The organism is Paenibacillus thermoaerophilus (genome assembly GCF_005938195.1).
In the GTDB taxonomy this organism is placed as follows: domain Bacteria; phylum Bacillota; class Bacilli; order Paenibacillales; family Reconciliibacillaceae; genus Paenibacillus_W; species Paenibacillus_W thermoaerophilus.
The window spans coordinates 43,685-68,410 of record NZ_VCQZ01000019.1; the positions used below are offsets into that span (position 1 = coordinate 43,685).

At 61.2% G+C, this 24,726-nt stretch carries 19 protein-coding genes and 1 pseudogene; 18 read left to right on the forward strand and 2 right to left on the reverse strand.

What is annotated here, in order from left to right; all coding sequences use genetic code 11:
* The 5 genes from hemG (at position 1) to FE781_RS13145 (ending at position 5,460) form a co-directional block, all read left to right on the forward strand.
* Entirely contained in the window at positions 1-1,497 is a 1,497-nt protein-coding gene (hemG, locus tag FE781_RS13125) for a protoporphyrinogen oxidase (RefSeq protein WP_138790085.1), read from the forward strand.
* Positions 1,498-1,706: 209 nt separating this feature from the next.
* Positions 1,707-2,153 carry a MarR family winged helix-turn-helix transcriptional regulator gene (locus tag FE781_RS13130; RefSeq protein WP_138790086.1) on the forward strand — a complete coding sequence of 149 codons (447 nt, stop codon included), beginning with the start codon at positions 1,707-1,709 and terminating at the stop codon, positions 2,151-2,153.
* 14 nt (positions 2,154-2,167) lie between these two features.
* Positions 2,168-2,959: a pirin family protein gene (locus tag FE781_RS13135; RefSeq protein ID WP_138790087.1), complete on the forward strand. Its 792-nt coding sequence runs from the start codon at positions 2,168-2,170 to the stop codon at positions 2,957-2,959.
* 93 nt (positions 2,960-3,052) lie between these two features.
* Entirely contained in the window at positions 3,053-4,354 is a 1,302-nt protein-coding gene (gene hemL / locus FE781_RS13140) for a glutamate-1-semialdehyde 2,1-aminomutase (protein WP_138790088.1), read from the forward strand.
* Between the two features lie 236 nt (positions 4,355-4,590).
* Positions 4,591-5,460: an ABC transporter ATP-binding protein gene (locus tag FE781_RS13145; RefSeq protein WP_138790089.1), complete on the forward strand. Its 870-nt coding sequence runs from the start codon at positions 4,591-4,593 to the stop codon at positions 5,458-5,460.
* Positions 5,461-6,036: 576 nt separating this feature from the next.
* Here FE781_RS13145 and FE781_RS13150 read toward each other — a convergent pair.
* Positions 6,037-7,416, reverse strand: coding sequence for a phosphodiester glycosidase family protein (locus tag FE781_RS13150; RefSeq protein WP_246068169.1), 1,380 nt, complete (start codon positions 7,414-7,416; stop codon positions 6,037-6,039).
* Positions 7,417-7,522: 106 nt separating this feature from the next.
* Here FE781_RS13150 and FE781_RS13155 point away from each other — a divergent pair, with 106 nt between their 5' ends.
* The 13 genes from FE781_RS13155 (at position 7,523) to FE781_RS13215 (ending at position 24,466) form a co-directional block, all read left to right on the forward strand.
* Positions 7,523-8,407, forward strand: a complete 885-nt coding sequence (locus FE781_RS13155) for an RluA family pseudouridine synthase (RefSeq protein WP_170209541.1) — start codon at positions 7,523-7,525, stop codon at positions 8,405-8,407.
* Positions 8,408-8,502: 95 nt separating this feature from the next.
* Positions 8,503-9,972, forward strand: a complete 1,470-nt coding sequence (locus tag FE781_RS13160) for a LysM peptidoglycan-binding domain-containing protein (RefSeq protein WP_170209542.1) — start codon at positions 8,503-8,505, stop codon at positions 9,970-9,972.
* 502 nt (positions 9,973-10,474) lie between these two features.
* Positions 10,475-13,138 carry a valine--tRNA ligase gene (locus FE781_RS13165; RefSeq protein WP_211346363.1) on the forward strand — a complete coding sequence of 888 codons (2,664 nt, stop codon included), beginning with the start codon at positions 10,475-10,477 and terminating at the stop codon, positions 13,136-13,138.
* Positions 13,139-13,287: 149 nt separating this feature from the next.
* Entirely contained in the window at positions 13,288-14,661 is a 1,374-nt protein-coding gene (locus tag FE781_RS13170; protein ID WP_138790093.1) for a bifunctional folylpolyglutamate synthase/dihydrofolate synthase, read from the forward strand.
* Positions 14,662-14,669: 8 nt separating this feature from the next.
* Positions 14,670-16,088: a UDP-N-acetylmuramate--L-alanine ligase gene (murC, locus tag FE781_RS13175; RefSeq protein ID WP_138790106.1), complete on the forward strand. Its 1,419-nt coding sequence runs from the start codon at positions 14,670-14,672 to the stop codon at positions 16,086-16,088.
* A gap of 224 nt (positions 16,089-16,312) precedes the next feature.
* Positions 16,313-17,758 carry a S41 family peptidase gene (locus FE781_RS13180; protein WP_138790094.1) on the forward strand — a complete coding sequence of 482 codons (1,446 nt, stop codon included), beginning with the start codon at positions 16,313-16,315 and terminating at the stop codon, positions 17,756-17,758.
* 539 nt (positions 17,759-18,297) lie between these two features.
* Positions 18,298-19,497, forward strand: coding sequence for a copper amine oxidase N-terminal domain-containing protein (locus FE781_RS13185; protein ID WP_138790095.1), 1,200 nt, complete (start codon positions 18,298-18,300; stop codon positions 19,495-19,497).
* A 91-nt stretch (positions 19,498-19,588) separates the two neighbouring features.
* A complete protein-coding gene (locus FE781_RS13190; protein ID WP_138790096.1) occupies positions 19,589-21,289 on the forward strand; it encodes an SPOR domain-containing protein in 1,701 nt (566 codons plus the stop codon).
* A gap of 131 nt (positions 21,290-21,420) precedes the next feature.
* Positions 21,421-22,383 (forward strand): acetylxylan esterase, encoded by a 963-nt coding sequence (locus tag FE781_RS13195; RefSeq protein WP_138790097.1) that lies wholly within the window; start codon positions 21,421-21,423, stop codon positions 22,381-22,383.
* A 13-nt stretch (positions 22,384-22,396) separates the two neighbouring features.
* The gene (locus tag FE781_RS13200; protein ID WP_138790098.1) at positions 22,397-22,639 is read left to right on the forward strand and encodes a DUF4321 domain-containing protein; all 243 of its coding nucleotides are present in this window, start codon (positions 22,397-22,399) and stop codon (positions 22,637-22,639) included.
* A gap of 16 nt (positions 22,640-22,655) precedes the next feature.
* Complete coding sequence (locus tag FE781_RS13205) at positions 22,656-23,366, forward strand: Maf family protein (RefSeq protein WP_138790099.1); 711 nt, start codon at positions 22,656-22,658, stop codon at positions 23,364-23,366.
* A 169-nt stretch (positions 23,367-23,535) separates the two neighbouring features.
* Positions 23,536-23,994 (forward strand): DUF4183 domain-containing protein, encoded by a 459-nt coding sequence (locus FE781_RS13210; protein WP_170209543.1) that lies wholly within the window; start codon positions 23,536-23,538, stop codon positions 23,992-23,994.
* Positions 23,995-24,082: 88 nt separating this feature from the next.
* Positions 24,083-24,466 carry a DUF4183 domain-containing protein gene (locus tag FE781_RS13215; RefSeq protein ID WP_138790101.1) on the forward strand — a complete coding sequence of 128 codons (384 nt, stop codon included), beginning with the start codon at positions 24,083-24,085 and terminating at the stop codon, positions 24,464-24,466.
* A gap of 104 nt (positions 24,467-24,570) precedes the next feature.
* On the opposite strand, the pseudogene FE781_RS13220 reads toward FE781_RS13215, so the two are convergent.
* Positions 24,571-24,726: pseudogene (locus tag FE781_RS13220) on the reverse strand (IS256 family transposase); the annotation flags it as partial.

The window sequence follows — 24,726 nt, forward strand, 5'->3', positions numbered from 1 at the left end:
ATGACTCGGGGAAATGGGACTGGCGTTCTGCGGGCCGTCGTGGTCGGCGGGGGTCTGACAGGTTTGAGCGGCGCTTATTATCTGAAAAAAGAATGCGAGCGGCTGGGCGTGCCGCTGCGGCTGACGGTTGTTGACGCGGCCCGCTCGCCCGGCGGCAAAATCGATACGCTGCGCAAGGACGGCTTCGTCATTGAACGCGGACCCGATTCATTCCTGGCCCGCAAGCTGCCGATGTGGGAGCTGGCGAAAAACCTCGGGCTGGAGGACGAGCTGACCGGCACGAACCCGGAGGCGAAAAAAACGTACATCCTCAAGGGCGGGCAGCTCCACCCGATGCCCCCGGGACTCGTGCTCGGCATTCCGACGGACTGGGCGTCGTTCCTGAAAAGCGGACTCGTGTCCGAGGCGGGCAAGCTGACGGCGTCGCTGGACTTCGTTACGCCGGCCCGTCCGTCCGCTGCCGAGCCCGGCCGGCCGGAGGCGGACGACGAATCGCTCGGCGACTTCCTCACGCGCCGGCTCGGCCGCGAAGTGCTCGAGCATATCGCGGAGCCGCTGCTGGCCGGGATCTACGCGGGAGATACGTTCGAGCTGAGCCTGCAGTCGACGTTTCCCCAGTTCCGGCAGGCGGAGCTGGAGCACGGCAGTCTCATCCGGGGCATGGCGGCTTCCCTGCGGGCGCAGGCGGCCCCGTCGCCGCTGCCCGAACGGCTGCGCGGCACAATGTTCCTGACGTTCCGCCGCGGCCTGGGCTCGCTGGTCGAAGCGCTGGAGCGCGAATTGGCGGGCAGTCTGACGACGGGCGTTCGCGTGGACGCGATCGGCAAGGCGCGGGCCGAAGGGGACGACAAGTTCACTTACGCGCTGCGCCTAAGCAACGGCGAGACGCTGGAGGCGGACGCCGTGCTGCTGGCCGTGCCGAACGGGGAGATCGCTTCGCTACTTTCGCCGCACGATTCGCGGGTCGGCGAACTGGGCCGGACGCCGTACGTCTCCGTGGCAAACGTCATTCTCGGCCTGAAGGCGGAAGACGCCCCCCGGCAGTTGGACGGGTCGGGGTTCGTCGTATCGCGGGCCGAAGGACGCTTCATCACGGCGGCGACCTGGACCTCGGCGAAGTGGCTGCATACGGCGCCGCGCGACAAGCTGCTGATCCGCTCCTATGTCGGCCGTGCGGGGCGCGAGGAATGGCAGCAGATGGACGACGAAGAGATCGTCCGCCGGGTGCGGAGCGACTTGCGCGAGGTGATGGGCCTGACGGCGGAGCCGGAGTTCGCATACGTGACGCGGCTGCCGCAGTCGATGCCGCAGTACCGCGTCGGCCATCTGGGATTGCTGCGCGACGTGCGGGAATCGATGGCTCGCACGCTGCCCGGCGTCTGGATCGCGGGAGCGGGCCTGGAGGGCGTCGGTCTGCCCGACTGCATCCGCCAGGGACGGGATGCGGCGGCGCAGATGGCCAAGCGGGCCGCGGAGGCGCTTCTTGCGTCTCAATAAACCGGGACCGCCCCGGAACGAATGGCGGCGTTCGCCGGCCTGTACGGTCGGCGGGCGCCGCTTCCTTGTTGCGCCGGATGTGGCGCGCCGGGCTGCGGGCCCCCAAGCAGTTGCGCCGTCCCTTGATTATTTGGACAACTTGGAGCAAAATAAGAGGGTGCCCTATATCTTAATATTGAGATTTGCATCAGGAAGGGAGCGGATTCGGGTTGGAACATAATGAAAACAATGCCTTGCAGTTGTTGGTTGTTCTATCCCGCGCGTACCAATGGGTTGCCGCCCACGTGCAGCGTGACGTCCGCGGATACGGCCTGGGCGTCACGGAATTCGGCGTTCTGGAGCTGCTGTATCACAAGGGCAAGCAGCCGCTGCAGCAGATCGGCACGAAAATCTTGATGTCCAGCGGCAATATTACGTATGTCGTCGATAAACTGGTCTCGCGCGGGTGGGTGCGGCGCATTCCGTGCGAGGAGGACCGCCGCGTCAGCTATGCCGAAATTACCGACGAAGGCCGGGCGTTTCTGGAGGAGGTATTTCCGCGGCACCGGGCCGCGATGGAGGAAGTGCTCTCCGGCTTGACGCAGGAGGAGCGCGAGCAGGCGATCGGGCTGTTGAAAAAGCTGGGCAAATTCGCCCAGGACCGCTTCGGCAAATAAAGGAGGAGACGGACATGCAGGCAGCGTTGTACACGCGCGAACAGCAGGGCACGGGGCAATTCGACGGAGGCAAGATCACGGAGCGGAAGCCGGTCGGATTCCCCGGCGAAAAATCAGCGGTCCTGAGGGTCGGCCCCCTGTTCTACTGGTCGTGGGCGTTCGCAAAGGAGGAAGGATACATTCCGCCTCACCCGCATCAGGGCTTCGAGATCGTCACCTACGTCGTCAGCGGCCGTACGGCCCACGGCGATTCCCTGGGCACGCGAAGCGAAGTCGGCGCCGGGGGCGCGCAGGTGATGCAGACGGGGTCCGGCGTCTATCACGAGGAGCGGTTTATCGGCCCGGACATGGAAGCTTTTCAGATCTGGTTCGAGCCGAATTTGCGGGAGACGCTGCTGCATAAGCCGACCTACCGGCAATACGAGCCGGAGGAGTTTCCCGTCCGGCGGGAGCGGGGGTATGCGCTGAAATCGGTGATCGGCGGCGAGGCCCCCATTCGGCTGGTGTCCGATGTCCGGATGTTCGATCTGACGTTGGAGCCGGGAGAGACGTACGAGTTCGCGCTGCCCGCCGGGCGGAGCCTGGCGGCGCTGGCGATTCGCGGCGGAGGCCAATGGACATGGGAGGCGGCCGAGGGAACGGCGGCAGGCATGAAGCCGTTCGGCGAGACGGATTTTATGGTGCTCCAGGGCTCCTCGCTCCGCGAGGAACGAGCGGCCGTCACTGCTTCCGGGCAAGCGCCGTCGAGATTGATTTTGATCGAGGCGCCCACGCACGTGAATTACCCGCTGCTGGCCAAGCATTGACGGCCGCGATGGCGGAAGGTTGCGATTTTCGCTGCCGTCCGATATGCTATCGCTATAGACCTTACATTACGAGCGATGGGTGTGAAGAATCAGATGGCTACGAATTCGAAGCGGCCGATCGACCGATCGGCCGCCGCCTTTGAAGAAGCGAAAACGGTGATTCCCGGCGGAGTGAACAGCCCGGTGCGGGCGTTCAAGTCGGTCGGGCTGACGCCCTACTTCGTCGAGCGGGCGGAAGGCGCGTACGTCTACGATATCGACGGCAATCGCTACCTGGACTATGTGATGTCCTGGGGCCCGCTCATTATGGGACATGCCCATCCGGAGGTCGTCGAGGCGATCAAGCGCACGGCCGAGCTCGGCACCAGCTTCGGCGCCCCGACGCTGATCGAGACAGAGATGGCCAAGCTCGTCGCGGAGCGGGTGCCGTCCATCGAGATCGTCCGCATGGTGAACTCCGGCACGGAAGCGACGATGAGCGCTTTGCGGCTGGCCCGGGGATATACGGGACGCAGCAAAATTTTGAAGTTCGAGGGCTGCTATCACGGCCATGCCGACTCGCTGCTGATCAAGGCGGGTTCCGGCGTGGCGACGCTCGGCCTGCCGGACAGTCCCGGCGTGCCCGAGGGCGTCGCGTCCAATACGATTACGGTCCCGTATAACGATCTCGAAGCGGTCAAGCTCGCCTTCGAGAAATTCGGGGAGCAGATCGCGGGCGTCATCGTCGAGCCGGTAGCGGGCAACATGGGCGTCGTGCCGCCGCTTCCGGGCTTTCTGGAAGGGCTGCGCGAGCTGACGACGCGGTACGGCAGCCTGCTGATCTTCGACGAGGTGATGACCGGCTTCCGCGTCGGCTACCATTGCGCGCAGGGCCGCTTCGGCATTACGCCGGATTTGACGTGCCTCGGCAAAGTCATCGGCGGCGGCCTGCCGGTCGGCGCATACGGCGGCAAGCGGGAGATCATGGAGCATATGGCTCCGAGCGGACCGATCTACCAGGCCGGCACGCTGTCCGGGAACCCGCTCGCGATGGCGGCGGGATTGACAACGCTGAAGCTGGTCGGCCAGCCCGGCGTGTACGAGCGCCTGGAGGCTCTGGGCGCACGCCTCGAAGCGGGCTTCCGCGGCAATGCCGAGCGCAAGGGACTGCCGATGACGATCAACCGCGTCGGCTCCATGGTTTGCCCGTTTTTCACCGGCGAGCGCGTCGTGAACTACGAGACGGCCAAGACCAGCGATTTGTCCAAGTTCAACCGCTATTTCGCGGCGATGCTCGATCTCGGCGTATCGGTGGCGCCTTCCCAGTTCGAAGGCATGTTTATCTCCGCCGCGCACACCGAGGAGGATATCGACCGGACGATCGAAGCGCACGAACAAGCGCTGAAGCTGCTGTAAGCCCGCTGCGGATGGCTCCGTCATGCCGCGCGAACATGGCGGGCAGAAGGGCGGAACCGCCGCGGCGCTAGGGCGGATGTCCTCAGGCGCAAACACGCCGGAGGCATCCGCCTTTCATTTTGTTCACAAATGAGGAACATTTTCATCTTGACATCTGATAATGAGAACTATTATCATCATAATTGTAAATGAAGGGATTAGCGCAATTAGGATTGTGGAGGAAAGAGGGAAAGCCAATGAATCGGTTGTACACGGAGAGCCTCGAGATCGGCTATGGGGATCGCACGATTGTGAAGGATCTCAGCTTGTCAATTCCCGATGGGAAGATTACCGCTCTCGTCGGGGCGAACGGTTCGGGAAAATCGACGATTCTCAAGACGATGGCGCGCATCCTGAAGTCCAAGAGCGGCAACGTCTACCTGGACGGCAAATCGATTCACCGGCAATCGACCAAGGAAGTCGCCAAGCAGTTGGCGATTCTTCCCCAGAACCCGACGGCTCCGGACGGGTTGACGGTGCGCGAGCTGGTCGGTTACGGACGGTTTCCCCATCAAAAAGGGTTCGGCACCGCCTCCAAGGAAGACCGCGAGATGGTCGAATGGGCGATCTCGGTAACCGGCATGTCGGATTTCGCCGAACGGCCGGTCGATCAACTGTCCGGCGGCCAGCGCCAGCGCGCCTGGATCGCGATGGCTCTCGCGCAAGGCACGGACATTTTGTTCCTGGACGAACCGACCACCTTCCTCGATATGGCGCATCAACTGGAAGTGCTCAAGCTGCTTGAGCTTCTCAACAAAGAGCAGAATCGGACCATCGTCATGGTCGTGCACGATCTCAACCACGCTTCGCGTTATGCCCAGCATATGGTCGCGATCAAGCAGGGCACGGTTATCAGCCAAGGGACGCCGGCCGAAGTCATGACGCAGGAAGTGCTCCGCGAGGTGTTCGGGATCGAGGCCGATCTCGTGCCGGACCCGCGCACGGGCGTGCCGCTGTGCCTGCCGTTCGAGCTGGCGCGCGAATCTTACGCGCTGAGCGGGAACCAGCGGCAGAAGCGCCAGCAGGAGACGGAAACGAATCGCGAACCGGTCGCGGCCGGTTTGTAAATATGCGAAAAAAGCGGTTTGGCCTGCTCATGGAGCGGGCCGAACCGCTTTTTTGCGCGTCGGAACGGCAAACGGGGCTGTCTCGCACGGTCGTGAACGAACCTGGAGAGACAGCTTTGTTTGTCGGCTCCGGCACCGTTCCGTTTCCCCGGCCCGGGCGACGGCCTCATTTTCCGATAAAAAATATCGTTAAGGCGGCCGTACCGCCGCTTCCGTGTTGGCTTAGCGATACCGAATATCGCTAACGTCGAGAAATGGGCGTCCAACAACGGGAAACCGCTCCTTTACCGATATTTTATATCGCTAAAGCGGGCAGGGGGCCGCGATTTTTCGGCCATAGCGATAAAAAATATCGCAAACAGCCTGACCCCGGTCTTGCGCTTGCCGCAAAGCAAGCCCATTGGTCCGGCAAGGCGGGCGTCGAGAGAACCGCCGCTTCGGTCAAACGAGGCCGGCCGCCGGATGCGCGGCCCCCGCCAGCCGCCCGAACAGGCGGGAAACGCGCCTGACCGCTCGTTAAAGCGGCAAACGACCGGCTCCTAATCATCGGAGCCGGCCGTTTGCGCGAGTGCGGCGTCACCGGGCCGCTGACGGGGTTGTCAACAGGTTTGTCTCCCCGGCAGGAGCAGGGGTGCCGGGCTTCTCGCTGGCGGCCGCCGCGGGCGAAACCGTTCCTCCGGTCGGCTGTCCGTCCGCGCCGGCTCCCGGCGAGGCCGATCCGCCGCCGGCCGGAGCGGTCGCCGACGGCTTGGCGGTGACGGCCGACGGCGAGGAGGAGGGCTTCGGCGCAGGCGTCGCGGACGGCTTCGGCGAAGCCGAAGCTTTTTTCTTCTTCTCCTGCAGCTCCCGCTGGTAATCGGGGTGGTCGTGGGCGCCGCCGGGATCGATTCTGTCGATGCCGTCCCATACGCGGGTCGCCTGGACTGAATCGGGATCGGCAAATACGAGGAAGCCGGAAGGCAGCCTCCGCTCGCCGTACCGGCTGGACGGGCTGTTCTCGACGACGGCCTTGTCGCCGAACCGAGTCACGAGCACAGAGGAGGCGCCTCCGTCCAGGAAGCCGGCGTTAATCGCGCCTTCGGCCAGCAGCAGATCCTGCACTTCGCGCAAGGTCGCCCCGATGCTGTGCGTCTGCCGGCCGTCGATGACGACCATGATGACGGTGCCGTCGGCCCTTTGGCCGATCGCCGTGCGGGGAGCGCGTCCCCAGCCGCCGTCGCCGACGATCTGCCCTTTGCCGTTGGCGATGATGCGGGGAGCCAGGAAGGATACGGCTTCCTTCACATTCATGCTCTTCAGCTCGTTCAGGCTGTACTTGCCGACAACCAGCGTCCCTTCGGCCGTGAAGCCGACAATAAACTGGGGCGTGTCCGGAGCCGCGTCCGTGTAGATGGCTTCGAAGCCGGACATGATCAGCCCGATCGGGGCGAACCCGTTGCCGAGCCCGTCCGGATCGACGAAGCCGCCGCCGTTGATGCCGGCGACCGCCCCGGTGCGCTCGACCATCGAGCTGATCCGCTCGCCTTCCCCGGGCTTGTTCGGAACCATGACCCGGATCGCGGTCGGATCGTAGACGTACATCTTTTTCCCTTTCCAATACTTGCCCGAGATGTCCTCGACCTTGACCAGCTCGTCCGCGCTGCGCAAAGACCGGTTGTGATGGATGAGGCTCAGGTCCTGCCGTTCGAGGCCGGAACGTTCGATCTCCTCGTTTTTCTTGAGCACCATCTCATCCCGTTTTTTGGCGCCTACGACGATCCAGGCCCATTCCCGGTGCTGCGTCGTGATGACCGTCTCCGCGATCCACATTCGCGCGGCGTAGCCCGGTGAGGTAAAATACATAAAAGTGGACGTGCCGAATACAAGAGCCGCAAACGCAAAAGCGGTTTTCTTCCATATGCTCCAACCGGCCATATGCCGGAGGAGCGCCGACCATATCGCCGATGTCTTACTCAAGCTCGTTCTCTCCCGTTGCGTTTCTATGAAAATGGAACTACGAGCAAAAATATAACATATGAAAAGAACGATGAAAACGGCAGAAGGGGCGAAAGGAGAAGGGAATTTGAAGCGAAAATGGAAACGCAAGGGCAGATGGCTGGAATTCGAATACGAGGGAGAGGCGGGAACCGTTCCGGAATCGCCGCCGCTCGACATGTCCCCGAAGCTGTGGCGCGCGCTGCTGAGGCAAGGAGGGGTGTCCGTCTCGAGGGGACGCCTGTCGCTCCTGCTGTATGACGACGAGGCGCCGCAATTCGAGCCGAGCTGGACCATGCCGGAAATTTTGTACGAAGACGATCTGTGCCTCGTCGCGAACAAGCCGCCCGGCATTCCGGTGCATCCCGCCTATCCGGAGCAGACCGATACGCTGGCCAACCGGATGGCCGGTTATTTGATCGCGGCGGGGGAACCGACCCGCGTCCGGCATATCCACCGTCTTGACGAGCAGACGTCGGGACCGGTGCTGTACGCCAAAAACGACTGGGCGCAAAGCTGGTGGGACGCCCGGCTGCGCGACAAGGAGGTGGACCGCCGCTATGTCGCGGTGGTGGCGGGCGTGCCCCGTCCGCCCCAGGGAACCTGGGACGCGCCGATCGGCCGCGACCGGCATCGGCCCGAACGCCGCCGCGTATCGCCCGGCGGCGATCCCGCCTTGACGCGGTACCGGGTGCTTGAGCGCTACCCGGCCTCCGGCGCGAGCCTGATCGAGCTGAAGCTGGAGACGGGCCGTACGCATCAGATCCGGGTTCACGCCAGCCACGCGGGCCATCCGATCCTCGGGGACGTGTTGTACGGCGGAAGCGCCGACCTGATCCGCAGGCAGGCGCTGCATGGCATTTCCCTCGTCTTTCCGCATCCGTTCGAAGGCGAGATCGCGGTCGAAGCGCCGATTCCCGACGATATCGGCCGCCTCCTGCAAGTTTTGCGCGGGCGCGAGGCGCGGCGTTGAAAAAACAAGCATGCTCCGGCCGGGCCTCCCATATATATTAGGGAACATCGCCAGAAATCCCTAATCCGGATCAAAGTGAAAGGAGGACCCTTTTCGTGAGCGAACAGCCTTCAGGATTGCGGTTCGACATTTACGAACGCGTCCACTTGGACGAAGATATTTCCGGGATCCACGAGCTCGAGGAAATCGAACTCTCGCCCGACATCCAGGTCGAAGTGAAGGACGATCAGGCCGTCGTCCAGGGCAAACTGGTATTGTCCGGCCGGTATTACTCGCAGCGGGAAGCCCGATCCGCCGTGCCGCTGGCGCATGAGATTCCGGTCGAGATTACGCTGCCGTTAAGCCGGGTTCCCTCGCTCGAATCGATCAGCGTCGAGATCGAAAATTTCGACGTCGATCTGGTCACGAATCGAAGCCTGAACGTAACCGGCATCTTGTCCTTGAGCGGAATCGAGCTGACCGATTCGAGACCGCAGGAAACCTGGCAAGAAGAGGAAGTATTGTTCATTCACCAGCCCGATCCGCCGCAGACGTTCCCGCTGCAGCCGGGCCCGCCGTCTTTCCAGCCCGACTCCTCGTTTTCGCCTTACGACGTGCAGCGGGGAGAATCGCAGCCCGCGCCGATCACGCCCTACCAACCGGTCGATCCGTTTGCTCCGTTTGACGCTTCCTCCAGGCCTCCGCAGCCCGTCAATCCGGTCTGGTGGAGTCCGCCTCCGCCTTTTCCGCCGTATGGCGAGGCGCGTGAACCGGAGGCCCAGCCGCTGCCGTACGATCCGCAGCACGCGAACATTAGCGGTTTGGTCTGGCCGTCCGAGGAGCCGCAACCGGCGAACATTAGCGGTTTGGTCTGGCCGTCCGAGGAGCCGCAGCACGCGAACGCCGGCAACTTGAGCTGGACCGCCGAAGAGACCCAGCCGGAAGAGGTTAGGGGCGAAGACGAGGCGGAGCCCGATTGGGAGCTGTCCAGGGAGGAAGCGGACGTCTCGCTCGCGCAGGAGCTTCCCGAGGAGCCGGATGCCGCGGAGGAGCCGGAGCTGTCCGATTCCGAGCCCGAGCCCGCACCCGAACCCGCGTCCGCACCGGCCTCCGCTCCCGCCAGAGAAGAGCCGAAGGTTTATCTTCACCAGCTCCCGGAGAAGCCCAAAACGGAACCCGCCGCCGCCGATCCGGCGCCGAGCCGGGAGCCGGCCCCGTTCCGGGAACGCGAAATCCCGGCGGCTGCGGAACCGGCAGCGGAAGCCGAACCGGAAGTTCCCGTGAAACACGCGATTCCGGGCAGCCGGGAGTTAAAAGCGCTGCTGGCGCGGGCGCCTTCGGCCGACGAGAGAGCCGTACCGCAGCCGGCGCAACCCCCGGTCGGATCGGTCGAATGGAAAAAACTGTTCCTGTCCGGCCGGGAGGAACCGCATCGGTTCCGCAAGCTCCGCCTGTGCATCGTTCAGAAGGAAGACACGCTCGATTCGATCGCCAGTAAATACCAGTTGAAGCCGCAGGAATTGTCGCTGTTCAACCGACTGTCGAGCTCACACGTGGAGGAAGGGCAAATTTTATATATTCCGTGAGCGCGGGCCGGCGGACCCGGAAGCTCGCGGTCAGCCCGTTGGCCTTGCGGCGGCGGGCGTTTTCGTTTTGATCCGGGAAAAACGGGCGCCCGGCGGCAAAAGTTGACGGCAACCGTCCGACAGGCTATGATATAGAATACAAGCAAGCTTGGCGTCAAAGACGAAGATCGGGAAGAGTAGGCGGCGAAACCTGTTGCAGAGAGTCGGGTCGTCACGACACCGCGTGACGCTGCGAGACCCGTCAGGATACCGCGCGCCGAAGGTCGCCCTGGAGTCGCCGGATGGAACGGATGCGAGGATCGGCAGGTCGATCCCCGGCCCTGTACATCGGCCGGTTCGCAGCCGTTATCTGCACGCGAGCGCCGCGCCGCGAACGGCTCCGCCACGGAAGCCGGAGACTGCGCCGCGGAACAAAGGTGGTACCACGGAAGACAGCCTTTCGTCCTTTGCGACGGGGGCTTTTTTGCATTTTTGCGGGAAAACCAGGTTGGAGGTAGTGTCGATGACAGAAAAACAAACGACGGCCGCCATGCCGACGACGTACGATCCGAAGGCGTCCGAAGCGAAATGGTACAAATTTTGGCGGGACAACGGATATTTCGAGGCGGGCAAACGTCCGGACGCGAAGCCGTATACGATCGTCATTCCGCCGCCAAACGTAACGGGCATGCTTCATATCGGGCACGCGCTCGACTTCACGCTGCAGGATATTTTGGTCCGGACGAAGCGGATGCAAGGCTGCGACACGCTGTGGCTGCCGGGCACGGACCACGCCGGCATCGCCACCCAGACGAAGGTCGAGCAGAAGCTGCGCGAGGAGAAAGGCGTCAGCCGCCACGATCTGGGGCGGGAGAAGTTCCTGGAGCAGGTGTGGGAATGGAAGGAGCTGTACGCGAACACGATCCGCGACCAATGGGCCAAAATGGGCTTTTCGCTGGACTACTCGCGCGAGCGGTTCACGCTGGACGAAGGGCTGTCCGCAGCCGTCCGCGAAGTGTTCGTCAAGCTGTACGAGAAGGGCCTGATTTATCGCGGCAAGCGGATCATCAACTGGGACCCGGTCGCCCGTACGGCGCTCTCGGACATCGAGGTCGAATACAAGGAAGTGCAGGGCGCGCTGTACCACCTCAACTACCCGCTGGCGGACGGCAGCGGCCATATCACCGTCGCCACGACGCGTCCGGAGACGATGCTGGGCGATACGGCGGTTGCGGTGCACCCGGAGGACGAGCGCTACAAACACCTGATCGGCCGCAAGCTTGTGCTGCCGGTGATCGGCCGTGAAATTCCGATCGTCGGCGACGAATACGTCGAGAAGGAATTCGGCTCCGGCGCGGTCAAAATTACGCCGGCGCACGATCCGAACGACTTCGAGGTCGGCCTGCGCCACAACCTGCCGCAAATTCTCGTGATGGACGAGAGCGGCCGGATGAACGAAAACGCCGGGCCGTATGCCGGACTGGACCGGTTCGAGTGCCGGAAAAAACTGATTGCGGACCTGAAGGAGCAGGGCGTCTGCGTCAAAATCGAGGAGCACGTGCATCAGGTCGGCCACAGCGAGCGCAGCGGCGCCGTCGTGGAGCCGTACCTGTCGACGCAGTGGTTCGTGTCGATGAAGCCGCTGGCGGAGCGCGCCATCGAAGCGCAGAAGTCCGGCAAGGGCGTAAACTTCGTGCCGGAACGTTTCGAGAAAGTGTATCTGCAGTGGATCGAGAACGTCCGCGACTGGTGCATCTCCCGCCAGCTCTGGTGGGGCCACCGCATTCCCGCCTGGTATTGCGGCGATTGCGGCGAGATCGTCGTCTCGTCGCATGACCCTTCGGCCTGCCCGAAGTGCTCCGGCGCGAATCTCCGCCAGGATGAGGATGTGCTGGACACGTGGTTCAGCTCCGGCTTGTGGCCGTTCTCGACGCTCGGCTGGCCGAACGACAGCGAGGACCTGAAGCGCTACTACCCGACGGACGTGCTGGTGACGGGTTACGACATCATTTATTTCTGGGTCGCGCGCATGATCTTCACGGCCCTGGAATTCACCGGCGAAATTCCGTTCAAGGACGTGCTCATTCACGGTCTCGTGCGGGATGCGGAAGGCCGGAAAATGTCCAAATCGCTCGGCAACGGCGTCGATCCGCTCGACGTTATCGAGAAATACGGCGCGGACGCGATGCGCTTCATGATCTCGACCAGCAGCACGCCGGGCCAAGACCTGCGCTTCCGCTGGGAGCGCGTCGAACAGGCGCGCAACTTCGCCAACAAAATCTGGAACGCGTCCCGCTTCGTGCTGATGAATCTCGACGGCTTCACGTACGAGGATATCGATCTGAGCGGCGAGCTCGGCACGGCCGACCGCTGGATTTTGCACCGGCTGAACGAGACGGCGGCGGAAGTGACGCGGCTTCTCGACAGCTACGAGTTCGGCGAGACGGGACGCGCGCTGTACAACTTCATCTGGGACGATCTGTGCGACTGGTATATCGAGTTCGCGAAGCTGGCGCTCTACGGCGACGACGCGGCCGCCAAAAAACGCACGCAATCCGTGCTTGCCTATACGCTCGACCGCACGCTGCGGCTGATTCACCCGTTCATGCCGTTTATCAGCGAAGAAATCTGGCAGCATCTGCCGCACGAGGGCGACACGATTATGCTCGCGCCGTGGCCGCAGCCGGAAGCCCGCTTCGAAGCGCCTGACGCGGTGAAGCAGATGAACCTGCTGATGGACGTCATCCGGGCGGTCCGCAATATCCGGGCCGAAGTCAACGTGCCGATGAGCAAAAAAGTCGAACTGCTCATCAAGCCGGGCAACGCGGAATGGAAGGCGATTCTCGAAGCCAACATCGGTTACGTGCAGCGGTTCTGCAACACCTCGTCGCTGGCGATCGACCTGGAGCTGGCGACGCCGGAAAAAGCGATGACGGCGGTCGTGACGGGCGCCGAGCTGTATTTGCCGCTGGCGGGCCTGATCGACATCGAGCAGGAAATCGCGCGGCTGGAGAAGGAGCTGAACACGCTCAACGCCGAGGTCGAGCGCGTCGCGAAGAAGCTCGCCAACGAAGGGTTTCTCGCCAAAGCGCCGGCCAAGGTCATCGAGGAAGAGCGGGCGAAGCAAGCCGATTATACGGAGAAACGCGATAAAGTGCTGGCGCGGATCGCCGAGCTGCGGGGATAAGCCGGCAACTCGCGGTTCGCGCAAGCGATTCGACTGTTGGATCATGAAGGGAGTGTCCGAAGCGGCGCTCCCTTTTGCCGCAGACGGCGGAAGACCGGTTCCCCGGCGGGGGCCGGATGAAAAGATTGGATATGCGGAGGGCATGGGCGATGGCACAAACAGAACAGGCACAAGGACAGTTCCGCACGATCGAAGAGGCGGTCGAATGGGTGACGGGCCGCCAGTCGTTCGGCATCAAGCCCGGGCTGAAACGAATGGAATGGATGATGGAGCGGCTGGAGCATCCGGAACGGCGGCTCAAGTTCATTCATGTCGCGGGCACGAACGGCAAAGGCTCGACATGCGCCTATTTATCGCAGGTGCTGCGCCAATGCGGGTACGACGTGGGCACGTTTACGTCGCCGTTTCTGGAGCGGTTCAACAATCGCATGCAGTACAATCTTGAGGATATCGACGACGGCACGATGCTGTCGCTGATCAACCGGGTGAAGCCGCTGGCCGACGAACTGGAGGCGTCCGAGCTCGGCGCGCCCACGATGTTCGAGATTACGACGGCCGTGGCGATTCTCTATTACGCGACGGTCTGCTACCCGGATTACGTCGTTTGGGAGACGGGGCTGGGGGGACGGCTCGATTCCACGAATATCGTCGTGCCGGTTATCACCGTGATTACGAATATCGGCCACGACCATCAGGAAATACTCGGCGACAGTCTGGAACAGATCGCGGCGGAGAAGGCCGGCATCATCAAGCCGGGGGTGCCGCTCGTCACCGCGGTGGAACAGCCCGAGGCGTTCCGGGTGATCGAGGAGACGGCCAAATCGCGCAAAGCGACCGTCTACGCCCTCGGCCGAGAGTTCCGGGCCGAGCCGCAGAGCGTCAAGCTGGACGATCAGGTCTTTACGTTCGAGGGGCCGTTCCGCGCCATACCCGACGTGCATATCAGCCTGAACGGACCCCATCAGATGAAAAACGCGGCTGTCGCGCTGATGACACTCGAGGTGCTGCGCCAATACTACGCCTTGATCGTGGAGGACGAGGATTTGCGCGCCGGCATGCAGGCGGCCAGATGGAAGGGCCGTCTGGAAACCGTGAGCCGTTCGCCGCGCATCGTGCTGGACGGGGCGCACAACCCCGAAGGGGCGGAGACGCTGGCGGCCGCCTTGCGCAGCGGCGTATACGGGTACCGGAAGCTGAACGTAATGTTAGGGATGCTGGAGACCAAAAAACATTCCGGCTTCCTCCGGCATATACTGCCTTTAGCGGATACGTTGATCGTCACGGAGCCGGAGTTCCGGAAAGCCATGAGCGCCGAGGCGCTGGCCGAGCTGGCCCGCGAGGAAGCGGCGCGTCTGGGTCTTGCGGTAGAAGTGACGGTCGAACGGGATTGGAAGCAAGCGCTTGATCGGCTGCAGCGGCTGACCGGAGAGGAAGATCTTGCGGTCGTAACGGGAACGCTGTATATGATATCCGACGTGCGCTCCCGGCTTCTGGGCCGCCGAGATTCCGACAAAGGCTGGTGACGGATGAGGTGAATGGGGCGACGGAGCGCGTTCATTTTATCGGCATAGGCGGTTACGGCATGAGTGCCATCGCCAAGGTGCTATTGGAAATGGGCTTTCGGGTGACAGGTTCGGATGTGGCGAGGGCGGAACTGACGGACAAACTCGCCGCGCGTGGCGCCCAGGTATTCATCGGACATGACGAGGGGCATGTGCGGGGAGCGGACATGGTGGTGTACTCCACCGCGTTGTCCAAAGACAACGTCGAGCTGTCGGCGGCGGAACGGCTGAACATTCCGACGCTGCACCGCTCCCAGATGCTCGCGAGGCTGCTTAACGCCCGCAAGGGCATCGCGGTGGCCGGCGCGCACGGCAAAACGACGACCTCGTCGATGATCGCGCATGTGCTCGAGCGAAGCGGCTTCGACCCCACTTACCTGATCGGCGGAGAAATGTTGAACGTAGGGAGCAACGCCAGAGCCGGCCGCGGCGAATACGTCGTCGCCGAGGCCGACGAGAGCGACGGCTCGTTTCTGCAATACCGGCCGCAGATTGCGGTCGTCACGAACATCGAAGCGGACCATCTCGAAAATTACGAAGGCGATTTCGCCAAGTTGCGGGCCGCGTACGAGCAGTATTTGTCCCATGTGAAGCCCGGCGGCCAGGCGGTCGTCTGCGTCGACGATCCGTATGCCCGCGAGTTGGCCGACCGGACACGCAAGGCGGCGGTGCTCCGTTACGGCATGGAAGCGCCGGGCGGCGGTCCGTGCCGGCCGGAGCTGGAAGCGGAGGCGCGCGAAGTCCGGCTTGGGGACAGGCGCGCTTCGTTCGAATTATGGTCGAGAGGAAGCCGTCTGGGCTGCATCGAGTTGTTCGTGCCGGGCCGGCATAACGTGTACAACGCGTTGGCGGCCTATTTGGCCTGCCGCGAGGCGGGAGTGGCGTTTGCGCCGTTCGCCGAGGCGATACGGGATTTCCGCGGCGCCAAGCGCCGTTTTCAGGTCGTGGGCGAGGCTTGCGGCGTGCTGGTGGTCGACGATTACGCGCATCATCCGACGGAGATCGAGGCGACCATCGAAGCGGCGCGCGCGACCGGCCGACGCATTTGGGCGGTATTTCAGCCGCAGCGGTACACACGGACGTATTATTTGATGAGCGAGTTCGGGGGCGCGTTCGGCGGGGCCGACGAAGTGCTGCTCACGGATATTTATTCGCCGGCGGGCGAACGGCGCATCGAAGGGGTTGATTCGGCCATGCTGGCCGAACGGATCCGGGCGAGCGGCCAGTCCCGCGTCCGGTATTTGCCGAGCAAGGAGGAGATTTTGTCCGTATTGGCGAACGGGGTGGCCAGCGGCGACCTCGTGCTGACGATGGGAGCGGGCGACATCTGGAAGGTCTCGCACCGGCTGGCCCAGCTTTTGAAGGAACGGGAGGAGGGAGAGTCCTGACAGGAATGAGATTCGTCCGCTCCGTCCGTCCGCTTGGGCGACGGCCCGTTCAGAACGGAACATAACGGCACGGCTCTCCCGGGAGAGGCTGTGCCGTTTTTATTTGCGGCGCAGGGAGAAATCGATCCGATCGGATGGAGTTACAATTCTTCTGAAACTGTGATAAGCTGGTAGTATTGCCATTCTAAATTTTGGGCACAGTCGAGAGGAGTTATCGCGCCATTATGAGCAGCACGAGTCGCAAACGCGGACGCGCCTGGTGGAGGACGGGACTGTTGTCCCTCGTTCTGCTGACGTCCGTGCCGGCCGCCGTATCGGCGGAATCGGCCGAAAGCAAGAAGCTTGACGAAATCATTCAAATGCTTCATAACCTTCACCTCAGCGCGCCGGGCAAGGAGCAGTTGTTGCAGGCCGGGATTCGCGGCATGATCGATTCGCTGCACGATCCTTATACGTCTTATATGTCCGAGACCGAGTTCAAAAAGTTTATGGACTCCATCTCCCGGCAATGGGTCGGGATGGGCGTCGTCCTGTCGAGCCAGGCGGGAAGTCCGGTTACGATCAGCGAAGTGCTCCCGGGTTCCCCGGCGGAAGCTGCGGGGCTGCAACCCGGAGACGTGCTGAAGGCGATCAACGGCACGGCCGTTACCGTGGACAATCTGAACCAACTGACGAGCGGCTGGACAAAAGGCGACAACGTCAAGGTGCAAATCGAACGAGACGGCCGGACGATGGAGCGCACGATCGCCGTCGACGAGCTTGAGCTGCCGTTGGTGGACAGCTCCCGCTTGACGGAGGACACGGGGTATATCCGCATCTTGTCGTTCGGCGAAAAAACGGACGATCAGGTCGGCCAAGCATTGGCCGATCTGAAAAAAAGCGGCAAGCTGTCCTCCCTGGTGATCGATCTCCGGGACAATCCCGGCGGACTGTTGGAAGCGGCCGGACAAGTGGCGGGGCGGTTCATGGAGAGCGGGGTGCTGGCGTACATCCGCGACAAGGACGGCGTCGAGAGCCCCATCCGGATCGAGAACGGCAGCAAATTCGAGGGCAAGGTGACGCTGCTGGTGAACGGCGGCACCGCGAGCGCATCCGAAGTGCTGGCCGGCGCTCTGCAGGATCATGGCATCGCCCAGATCGCCGGGTCGAAAACCTACGGCAAAGGCGTGATCCAGCAAGTGTTCGCCCTGCCGTCGAACGGGGGATATCTGAAGGTTACGGTACAGGAGTATCTGACTCCCGGCAAACATCCCGTTCAAGGGGTAGGCATCAAACCAGACCTCACGACGGAAGGAGAAGGCGCGCAGACGGCGCAGGCGCTTCGCGCGGCGGGCGTCGGCTCGCCGTCGCTGACCGCCGGAGCGGGCGTCTGCCGAATCCAGACGGTCGACTGCGGCGGCGGAGCATCGGCTTCGATCGTGCGCGACGGCCGCGTCTACGTGCCGCTGCGCACGGTGGCCGCGCTGCTGGGCTCGGAGGTTCGCTGGAACGGGGATACGCGGCGCATCGAGCTGACCGGTCCCGTGCGGGCATCGTTCGTCTCGGGCGGAGAGGGGCTGCTGCTCGTGGACGGAGTCAACTATGTCGATCTGGAATCGTTCGCCGTGAACGTGCCCGGCCGCAAGCTGACCAAAGGGGCCGACGGCATCTGGACCTGGGCGGCGGAATAAGCGGACGGAGAATGTCGAAGAAGACCTGCCTTGCGGCGGGTCTTTTTTATAAGCGAGCTTCAGGGAGAGGGGAGATACCGATGGTATGGCAACATCGGAGCCGATCGCTCCGGAAGGCCGGTCGGCAAGGCGGCGTTCCGAGGGATCTCGCCGGAAAATATGGGGGAGCTGTTCGTTGAACTCGTTGATTCGGCTTCGTTCGGCTGGAGCGGCCGAGCGATCCGGTAGCACGGGGGGCTGAGGCTTGTTCGGCAAAAGGCGGAGGCCGCTCCTCCAAATGCAAAATGACACGAAAAAATTCATTGCGGAGCCGAAGTCGGCTCCATCCATGCAAAAATACACTTCATGCGAGCGGATTCGGCCTTGAAGCGCCCTTCTGTTCATATTTTGTGGTACATTTGCACTTGAGGCGGCCCGTAAAAAAATCTGGAAAAATCCCGGAACCTAACATTTGGAAATTCGTATACTCTATAGGCTGGCCCATGTGCATGACATAGAAGGCCTTCATATCGCGAAATGGAGAGAGGAGCTGTCTGAACATGAAATCGAATTGGAAACGCAAGGCGTTGGCGGGAGTGATCGCCATGACGACGGCCGTCGCGACGGCGGTACCGGCGTTCGCGGCCGAGTCGGACGAGCCCAAGCCGCTGTCCGTCTACGTTGGCGGGGAGCGATTGGAATTCGAAACGCAGCCGCTGTTGGTGGAAGGCACGACGCTGGTGCAGTTCCGCCCGATTTTCGAGAAGCTGGGCTTTAAGGTTGACTGGGATGGGGAGACCCGGACCGTAACGGGAACGAAGGAAGGTTTGGAGATCGTGCTGACGATCGGCAGCGACGTCGCCAAGGTCAACGGCAAGGAAGTGAAGCTGGAGCAGGCGGCACGCATCGAAAACGATACGACGCTTGTCCCGCTCCGGATGGTCGGGGAGACGGCGGATCAGCAGGTGAACTGGATCGGCTACGAGCGCAGAGTCGATATCGGCGATCTGGAGCATGTGCTGGGCAGCTTGTACGATCTGCATATTCAATATACCGAAGACGAGGACAAGGCGGGCGTGCTGAGCACGATCGCCGAATCGTCTCCGGTGTACGCCGAAGCAAGCGTGTTGTTTGGCCGGACGTTCGCCTTGACCGACATGGATTACGAAGTGGTCGATTTCAAGCTGTTGGGAGCCGAAGGCAACCAGGCGGTCGCCGAAGCGGTGACGCTCGCGAAAAAAGTGCAAGGTCCGGACGAGTTGGCCGACCAGCAGGTGACGCAGCGCCACGTGTTCGTCAACGAATCCGGTTCCTGGAAACTCGTCAACAGTGTCACCGTCGCGGTCGACTTCTTGAACGCCGATTTGTACGAGGACAAGAAGCCCTCGGTGCCCGCGGCGGAGGCACAAGCGATCAAGAACTTCCTGGAGCAATTCCGCATCGCTTCGGAGAAGGAGGATTGGGTCGCGTACGAGTCCATGTACCACGACGAATATCCCAATAAAGAGACATTGTTCGCGCAAGCGAAGCAGCTTGGCGCTCTGATGGATCTTCAGTTCGAATACAGCGACATTTCCATTATCCGGTACGAGGACGGGGAAGCGTGGGTACGGCTTCATCAATTCAGCAAGCTGACGGGCGGCCAGCGGCTGATTCCGGATTTCCATTTGGACACGGTGTACAAGCTGAAGAAAAACGCCGCAGGCGAATGGAAGCTGGCCGAAGACATCGATCTGCACGTTCAATATTTGGTCGATTGACGGAATGAGGTTCACTCTCCTATTTTGCGGCATAATTCTCGCCTCTCCCTCATAGGGTAGTACTACCAATGGGACAAGGGAGAGAGCGCGGATGAACAAGGCGCGGATCACATATCGGTTTGACGGCGAAGGCAGGCGCGTGCCGGATACGCAGACAAGCGGCTGGGAACGGCTGGAGGGCCGGGATGGCGATTGGGCGGACAGGGAACGGCGGGATGAGCTCCGCGACGGCGGGGATCATCGTGCCGATTACCCGGTCCGGGAACGGGCGGGGAAAGGCAATGTCGTCCCGCTTGAGACGGGCGAATACCGGATCGTCCGGGAGGAAGACGAGTACCGCCGGCCGCCAACCTCGTATGGCGAACGGAGACCGGAGGATCGCGTTCCGGACGCGCCTTATGCCCGCTCCGGCAGAGCGTCGGGGCAGAACGGCGGCTACCGGACCGGCGAGACGTACCGCGATTACCGCATCGAAAGTCCGAACCGGGATTACGGCGCCTGGTCGGAGGAATACGAGTCGGATACGTTAAGCATCGAGCGCATGATCCGGAATTCCTCCGAAGTCCGCTCGGCTTATGAGACGCCGCATCGGCCGCCGGCCGCATTCGGACCGCAGGCGCACGGCGCGGAGCGGGACGGCCGCTATCGGCCGGGAGAGGACGGACGCGGCGGAGGGGATCGCGGGCCGCACCGCGACGAGCGCTCCGGCCGTTACGGCGCCGAGCGGTTCGAGCGGCTTCCGCCGCCGAACCCGGACCGCAGGGAATGGCACGCGGAGCATGCGCCGCCCCGTCATCCGGCCCCGGCCGATTACCGGGAATGGCCGCGCGCACAGCGGTCCGCTCCGGGTTATCCGCCGTATGACGATCCGGAGACGGAGCACCACGTGCCGGTTATCGAAGGGCCGCTGGTGGAAGGCGGCCACGGCGGCACGATGCGGTTCGGCCGCATGCCCTGGCTGCGTATTATCGCGTCGGCGGCGGGAGCCGTATTAACCGGCGTGCTGCTTGGGTACATCGTGCTCGCGTTGCTTGGCGGCGACGGCGAAGACAAGACGATTCCGGCGGGAGTCGGCACCGACTCCGGCACGGCGGCGGGAACGGGCACGGCCGCCGGAACCGGCCAAGGGCCGCAGACGGCCGGCGCTTCCGCAGCCGGAGCGGTGTCGGTGAACCTGCCCGCCCGTACGTACGTGCTGCTGCAGACCGGCGCTTTCTCGTCGGCGCAAGGGGCGGAGACGCTGAAGCGGGAGCTCGACTCGAAAGGGCTGGCCGCGTCGGTCGAAGCCGGCGCGATGAATGTGGTGTACTCCGGCGTGGCGGCCAATCGCGACGACGCGCAGAAGCTGCGGGAGCTGCTCGACGGACGCGTCCTGGAGACCGCCATCAAGCCCCAGGTGCTGCCGACCGTAACGAGCCTGCGCTGGGGAAGCGACAGCGGACAGCGGGCGGAAGCGTTGTTTACGCAAGGGGGGCGGCTTGCGGATTCGATCATGAAGCTGTCCGTGCTCCAGCTTGAAGCCGGGACGCCGCGCAAGCTCGACGACAGCACGCTGCCCGCCGTGAAGCAGGCGCACCAGGCCTACACGACCGCCGCCACGGCGGCCGCGGGCGAGGTGCCGAAGGAGCAGGCGGCGTTGTTCCAGCAGATGGGCACCGGCCTGAGCGCGGCCGTTCAGTCGCTCGAACAGTACAACAAAAATCCATCCGCTTCCCTGATGTGGCAGGCTCAAAACGGAGTCGTCCAGTATTTGCTGGCGGAGCGCGCCATGCTGGAAGCCCTCAAGGACTGATGGGCGAACCCGGTTCCATGCGGAATCGGGTTTTTCTTTTAAAGTCGGATGCGCTCTGATAAGATGGGAAAAGAAAATATGGCGAAATCAGCTGCCCATCAACCAACAATCATGAGACGGAGTTGAATCCAATGCCATTAGTGGACTGGCCATTGCACCAACTGAAGCAGTACAAGCCCGAGTCGACGGCTCAACCGGATTTCGATTCGTTCTGGAGGGAGACATTGGCCGAGGCGGCGAAAACGCCGCTCGACGTGAAGCTGACGCCGTATCCGTTCCCGAATAAAACGGCGGACTTGTTCGAACTGACTTACCGCGGAGGGGACGGCACGGTCATTCACGGCTGGTACGTTCGCCCGAAGGAAGCGTCCACCGATAATCCCGTGCCGGCCGTCATCCGTTACCACGGGTATACGGGCAGCCGGGGCATTCCCGTCGATCAGCTTCATTGGACGACCCTGGGAATGGCCGCGATCATCGTGGACGTTCGCGGACAGGGCGGACAGACGCCGGATTCGACGGTGTATCCGCAGGGCGGCATTGCCGGATGGCTGACGTACGGCATCCTCGATCCGAAAACGTATTACTACCGGCAGGTGTACGTGGACAGCGTGCGAGCGGTCGATGTGGCCGACAGTCTGCCGGAGATCGACTCGTCCCGGATCGGCGTGTGCGGCGGAAGCCAGGGCGGCGGATTGGCGCTCGCCGTGGCGGGGCTCGACGCCCGGCCGAAAATTACGATGCCGGCCTATCCGTTCCTGAGCGACTTCCGCCGGTCGGTGGAGCAAGCCGGCGCGGGGCCGTATCCCGAGATCGTCAAGTGGTTCCGGATGTTCGATCCGGAGAGGAAGCGCGAAGCCGACGTATTCCGCACGCTCAGCTATTTCGACGTCATGAACCACGCGGCCCGGGTCAAAGCCCGCACGCTGATGGCGATTACGCTGCAGGATACGGTGTGCCCGCCTTCCACCTGTTTCGCCGCGTATAATCATATCGAAGCGCCCAAGGAATACCGCATTTATCCCGATTACGGACATGAGGCTCTGCCGTTCTTCCAAGAGGAAATGATGAGATTCGCTGCCGAACATCTGTAAGGAATGGGGATCGATGAAGAAAAACACGTTCACGCTGATCGTCTTCCTGCTGCTCGGTCTGTTGGCCGGCATGATTGCGGGGGAACTGCTGTCGCCCGTGCCCGGGCTGAAGTTTTTGACGACGGCGGCCGACATCGAGTGGCATCCGAAGGCGGATCTGGAGATCGTGCAATACGATTTCTTTATCCGGCTTAAACTAAACCTGATTGCGATCGTTGGCTTGATCGCCGCGATCTGGATCTACCGCAAGCTGTAAAGGAGGCAACGACCGCATGAGCACGAATCCCGCTATCGTATTGGCCTCGTCGTCGCCTCGCCGTCAGGAGCTGCTTCGCAGCCTCGGCCTGGAATTCGAAGTTCGTCCCAGCGGAGCGGACGAATCGGTGGAACCGGGCTTGCCCCCGGAAGAGATCGTCGAGTCCCTGGCGATCCGCAAAGCGCTGCACGTATGCGGGGAGCTGCGCGGCGAGGGGCGTACGGGCCTGGTTGTCGGTTCCGATACGATCGTCGTGCTGGACGGGCAAGTGTTGGGCAAGCCCGCGGACGCCGAGGACGCGTTCCGCATGCTGAAGCTGCTGCAGGGCCGGACGCATCAGGTGTATACCGGCGTCGCGCTGCTGGACGCGGGCGGCGTCCGATCGGAGGCTCTCGGGCTCGGCGGCCGCGACGGCCGCACGGCGGTCCGTTTCGGGGACATCGGCCGATACCGGATCGTCCCGGATTCGCCTGCCGGCCGGCCGGAAGCCGCGGCGGGCCACACCGTCAGCCAAGTGACGTTTCATCCGATGAGCGACGAAGAAATCCGGTCGTATGTGAATACCGGCGAACCGCTCGACAAGGCCGGCGCGTACGGTGTACAGGGGATTGGCTCGGTATTTATTGAAAAAATCGAAGGAGATTTTTACAGTATTATGGGGCTTCCCTTGAACCTTCTTTATCAGATGTTGTTAATGTTTGGAATCAGCTTATTTAATCAATCATAGTTGAGTTGAATATTTTTCGTTTCTTTCGAAGGCGTCTATAATTGGCGCCTTATTTGTTGTTTCCTTATATGCTCAACCCAATGTTCCTTGATTAGGTCTTTTGTCCAAAACATAAATTAAAAAGAAGCATAAATTATTCCAAGACTTATGCATAGTAGAGGTGGGATTATTGACGAAAAAGAATAGATTAAAGTGTAAATTTTTTAAACCTACAAAGCGTAGAAAGAGAAGAGGCAGAAAAAAAGTAATATACCAAATTAATTGCGTAATAAAACGTTTAAATATTATTTGCCCAAAACAAAAACAACAAAAACAACCTTTTATTGGTGTTAAACCAAAAGTAAGAAGATATTTTTTTGTTGCACCCCATGACATTAATTTATCAGGAGAAAAAATAGTTTTGTTTCCCAATCAGTTTGTTGATGATAAAGGCGAAACCGTTGCCAAGTTTATTGACTTTGGTCAAGAAGGTTACTTCAATTTGTACGTTAACGGAGCATTGCAAGAGGGTAAGTTATATCACGTAAATTCCGATGAGTTAACTATTATTTCGACAGGTCAAACGATTTATAAAGGAACCCCCATTATACTTGAATCAATCGGATTTATCATATCGAGAAAAAAATAGGTATATTCACTTGAAGATTAGCCCTGACGTTCATCTTCATTCAGAATATGATTTTATTGTATTACATTTTATGAGGAGGTTTGTTATCATGGCACTACAACTTATGAAGTTACTTGTTACGGCAACAACGACAGTTGAAACGGTTCCATCGCCACAAAAGTTTTTCTACGTAACAACTGGTGAAACCGCGGCGGGTGCAACATTGACGATTGATACTGCCGATTTTTTCGATGATACCGGGGCAGCAGCAACTGATCTTCCTGCATTGGCGACAAACAATAGTATGTATAATGTTTACATTAACGGTGTGTTGCAAATGCAGGGGATTTCAACCTATACTCCCGGAGCCACTACAGTAGGTTCACTGGTGATTAATGTACCCGCAGGAGGAGAACCTATTTTGGCGGATTCGCCGATTGTATTAGAAGTAATAAATTATGTTCCAACTTCTACGACCACGGTAAACACGTGATCTAATTAAGAGATGAGCAAAAACGATAGTGAAGTGCGGAAAGTCCGGAGTCGATAGCGTCCCGTCAAGTGGTGTAAAATCGATTTCTACTTTGTGACTCATATTTATTTCTGCAAGAGCATAGCAGACGTTAAAAGGGCTTGTTCTCCTTGAACCACTTTGGCCATGGACTCTTTGCTGAAATACCGGTGCGAAACTGTCCATTCGTCCTGCTGTTCCATTAAAATGGCACCGATGAGTCGAATGACAGACTCACGATT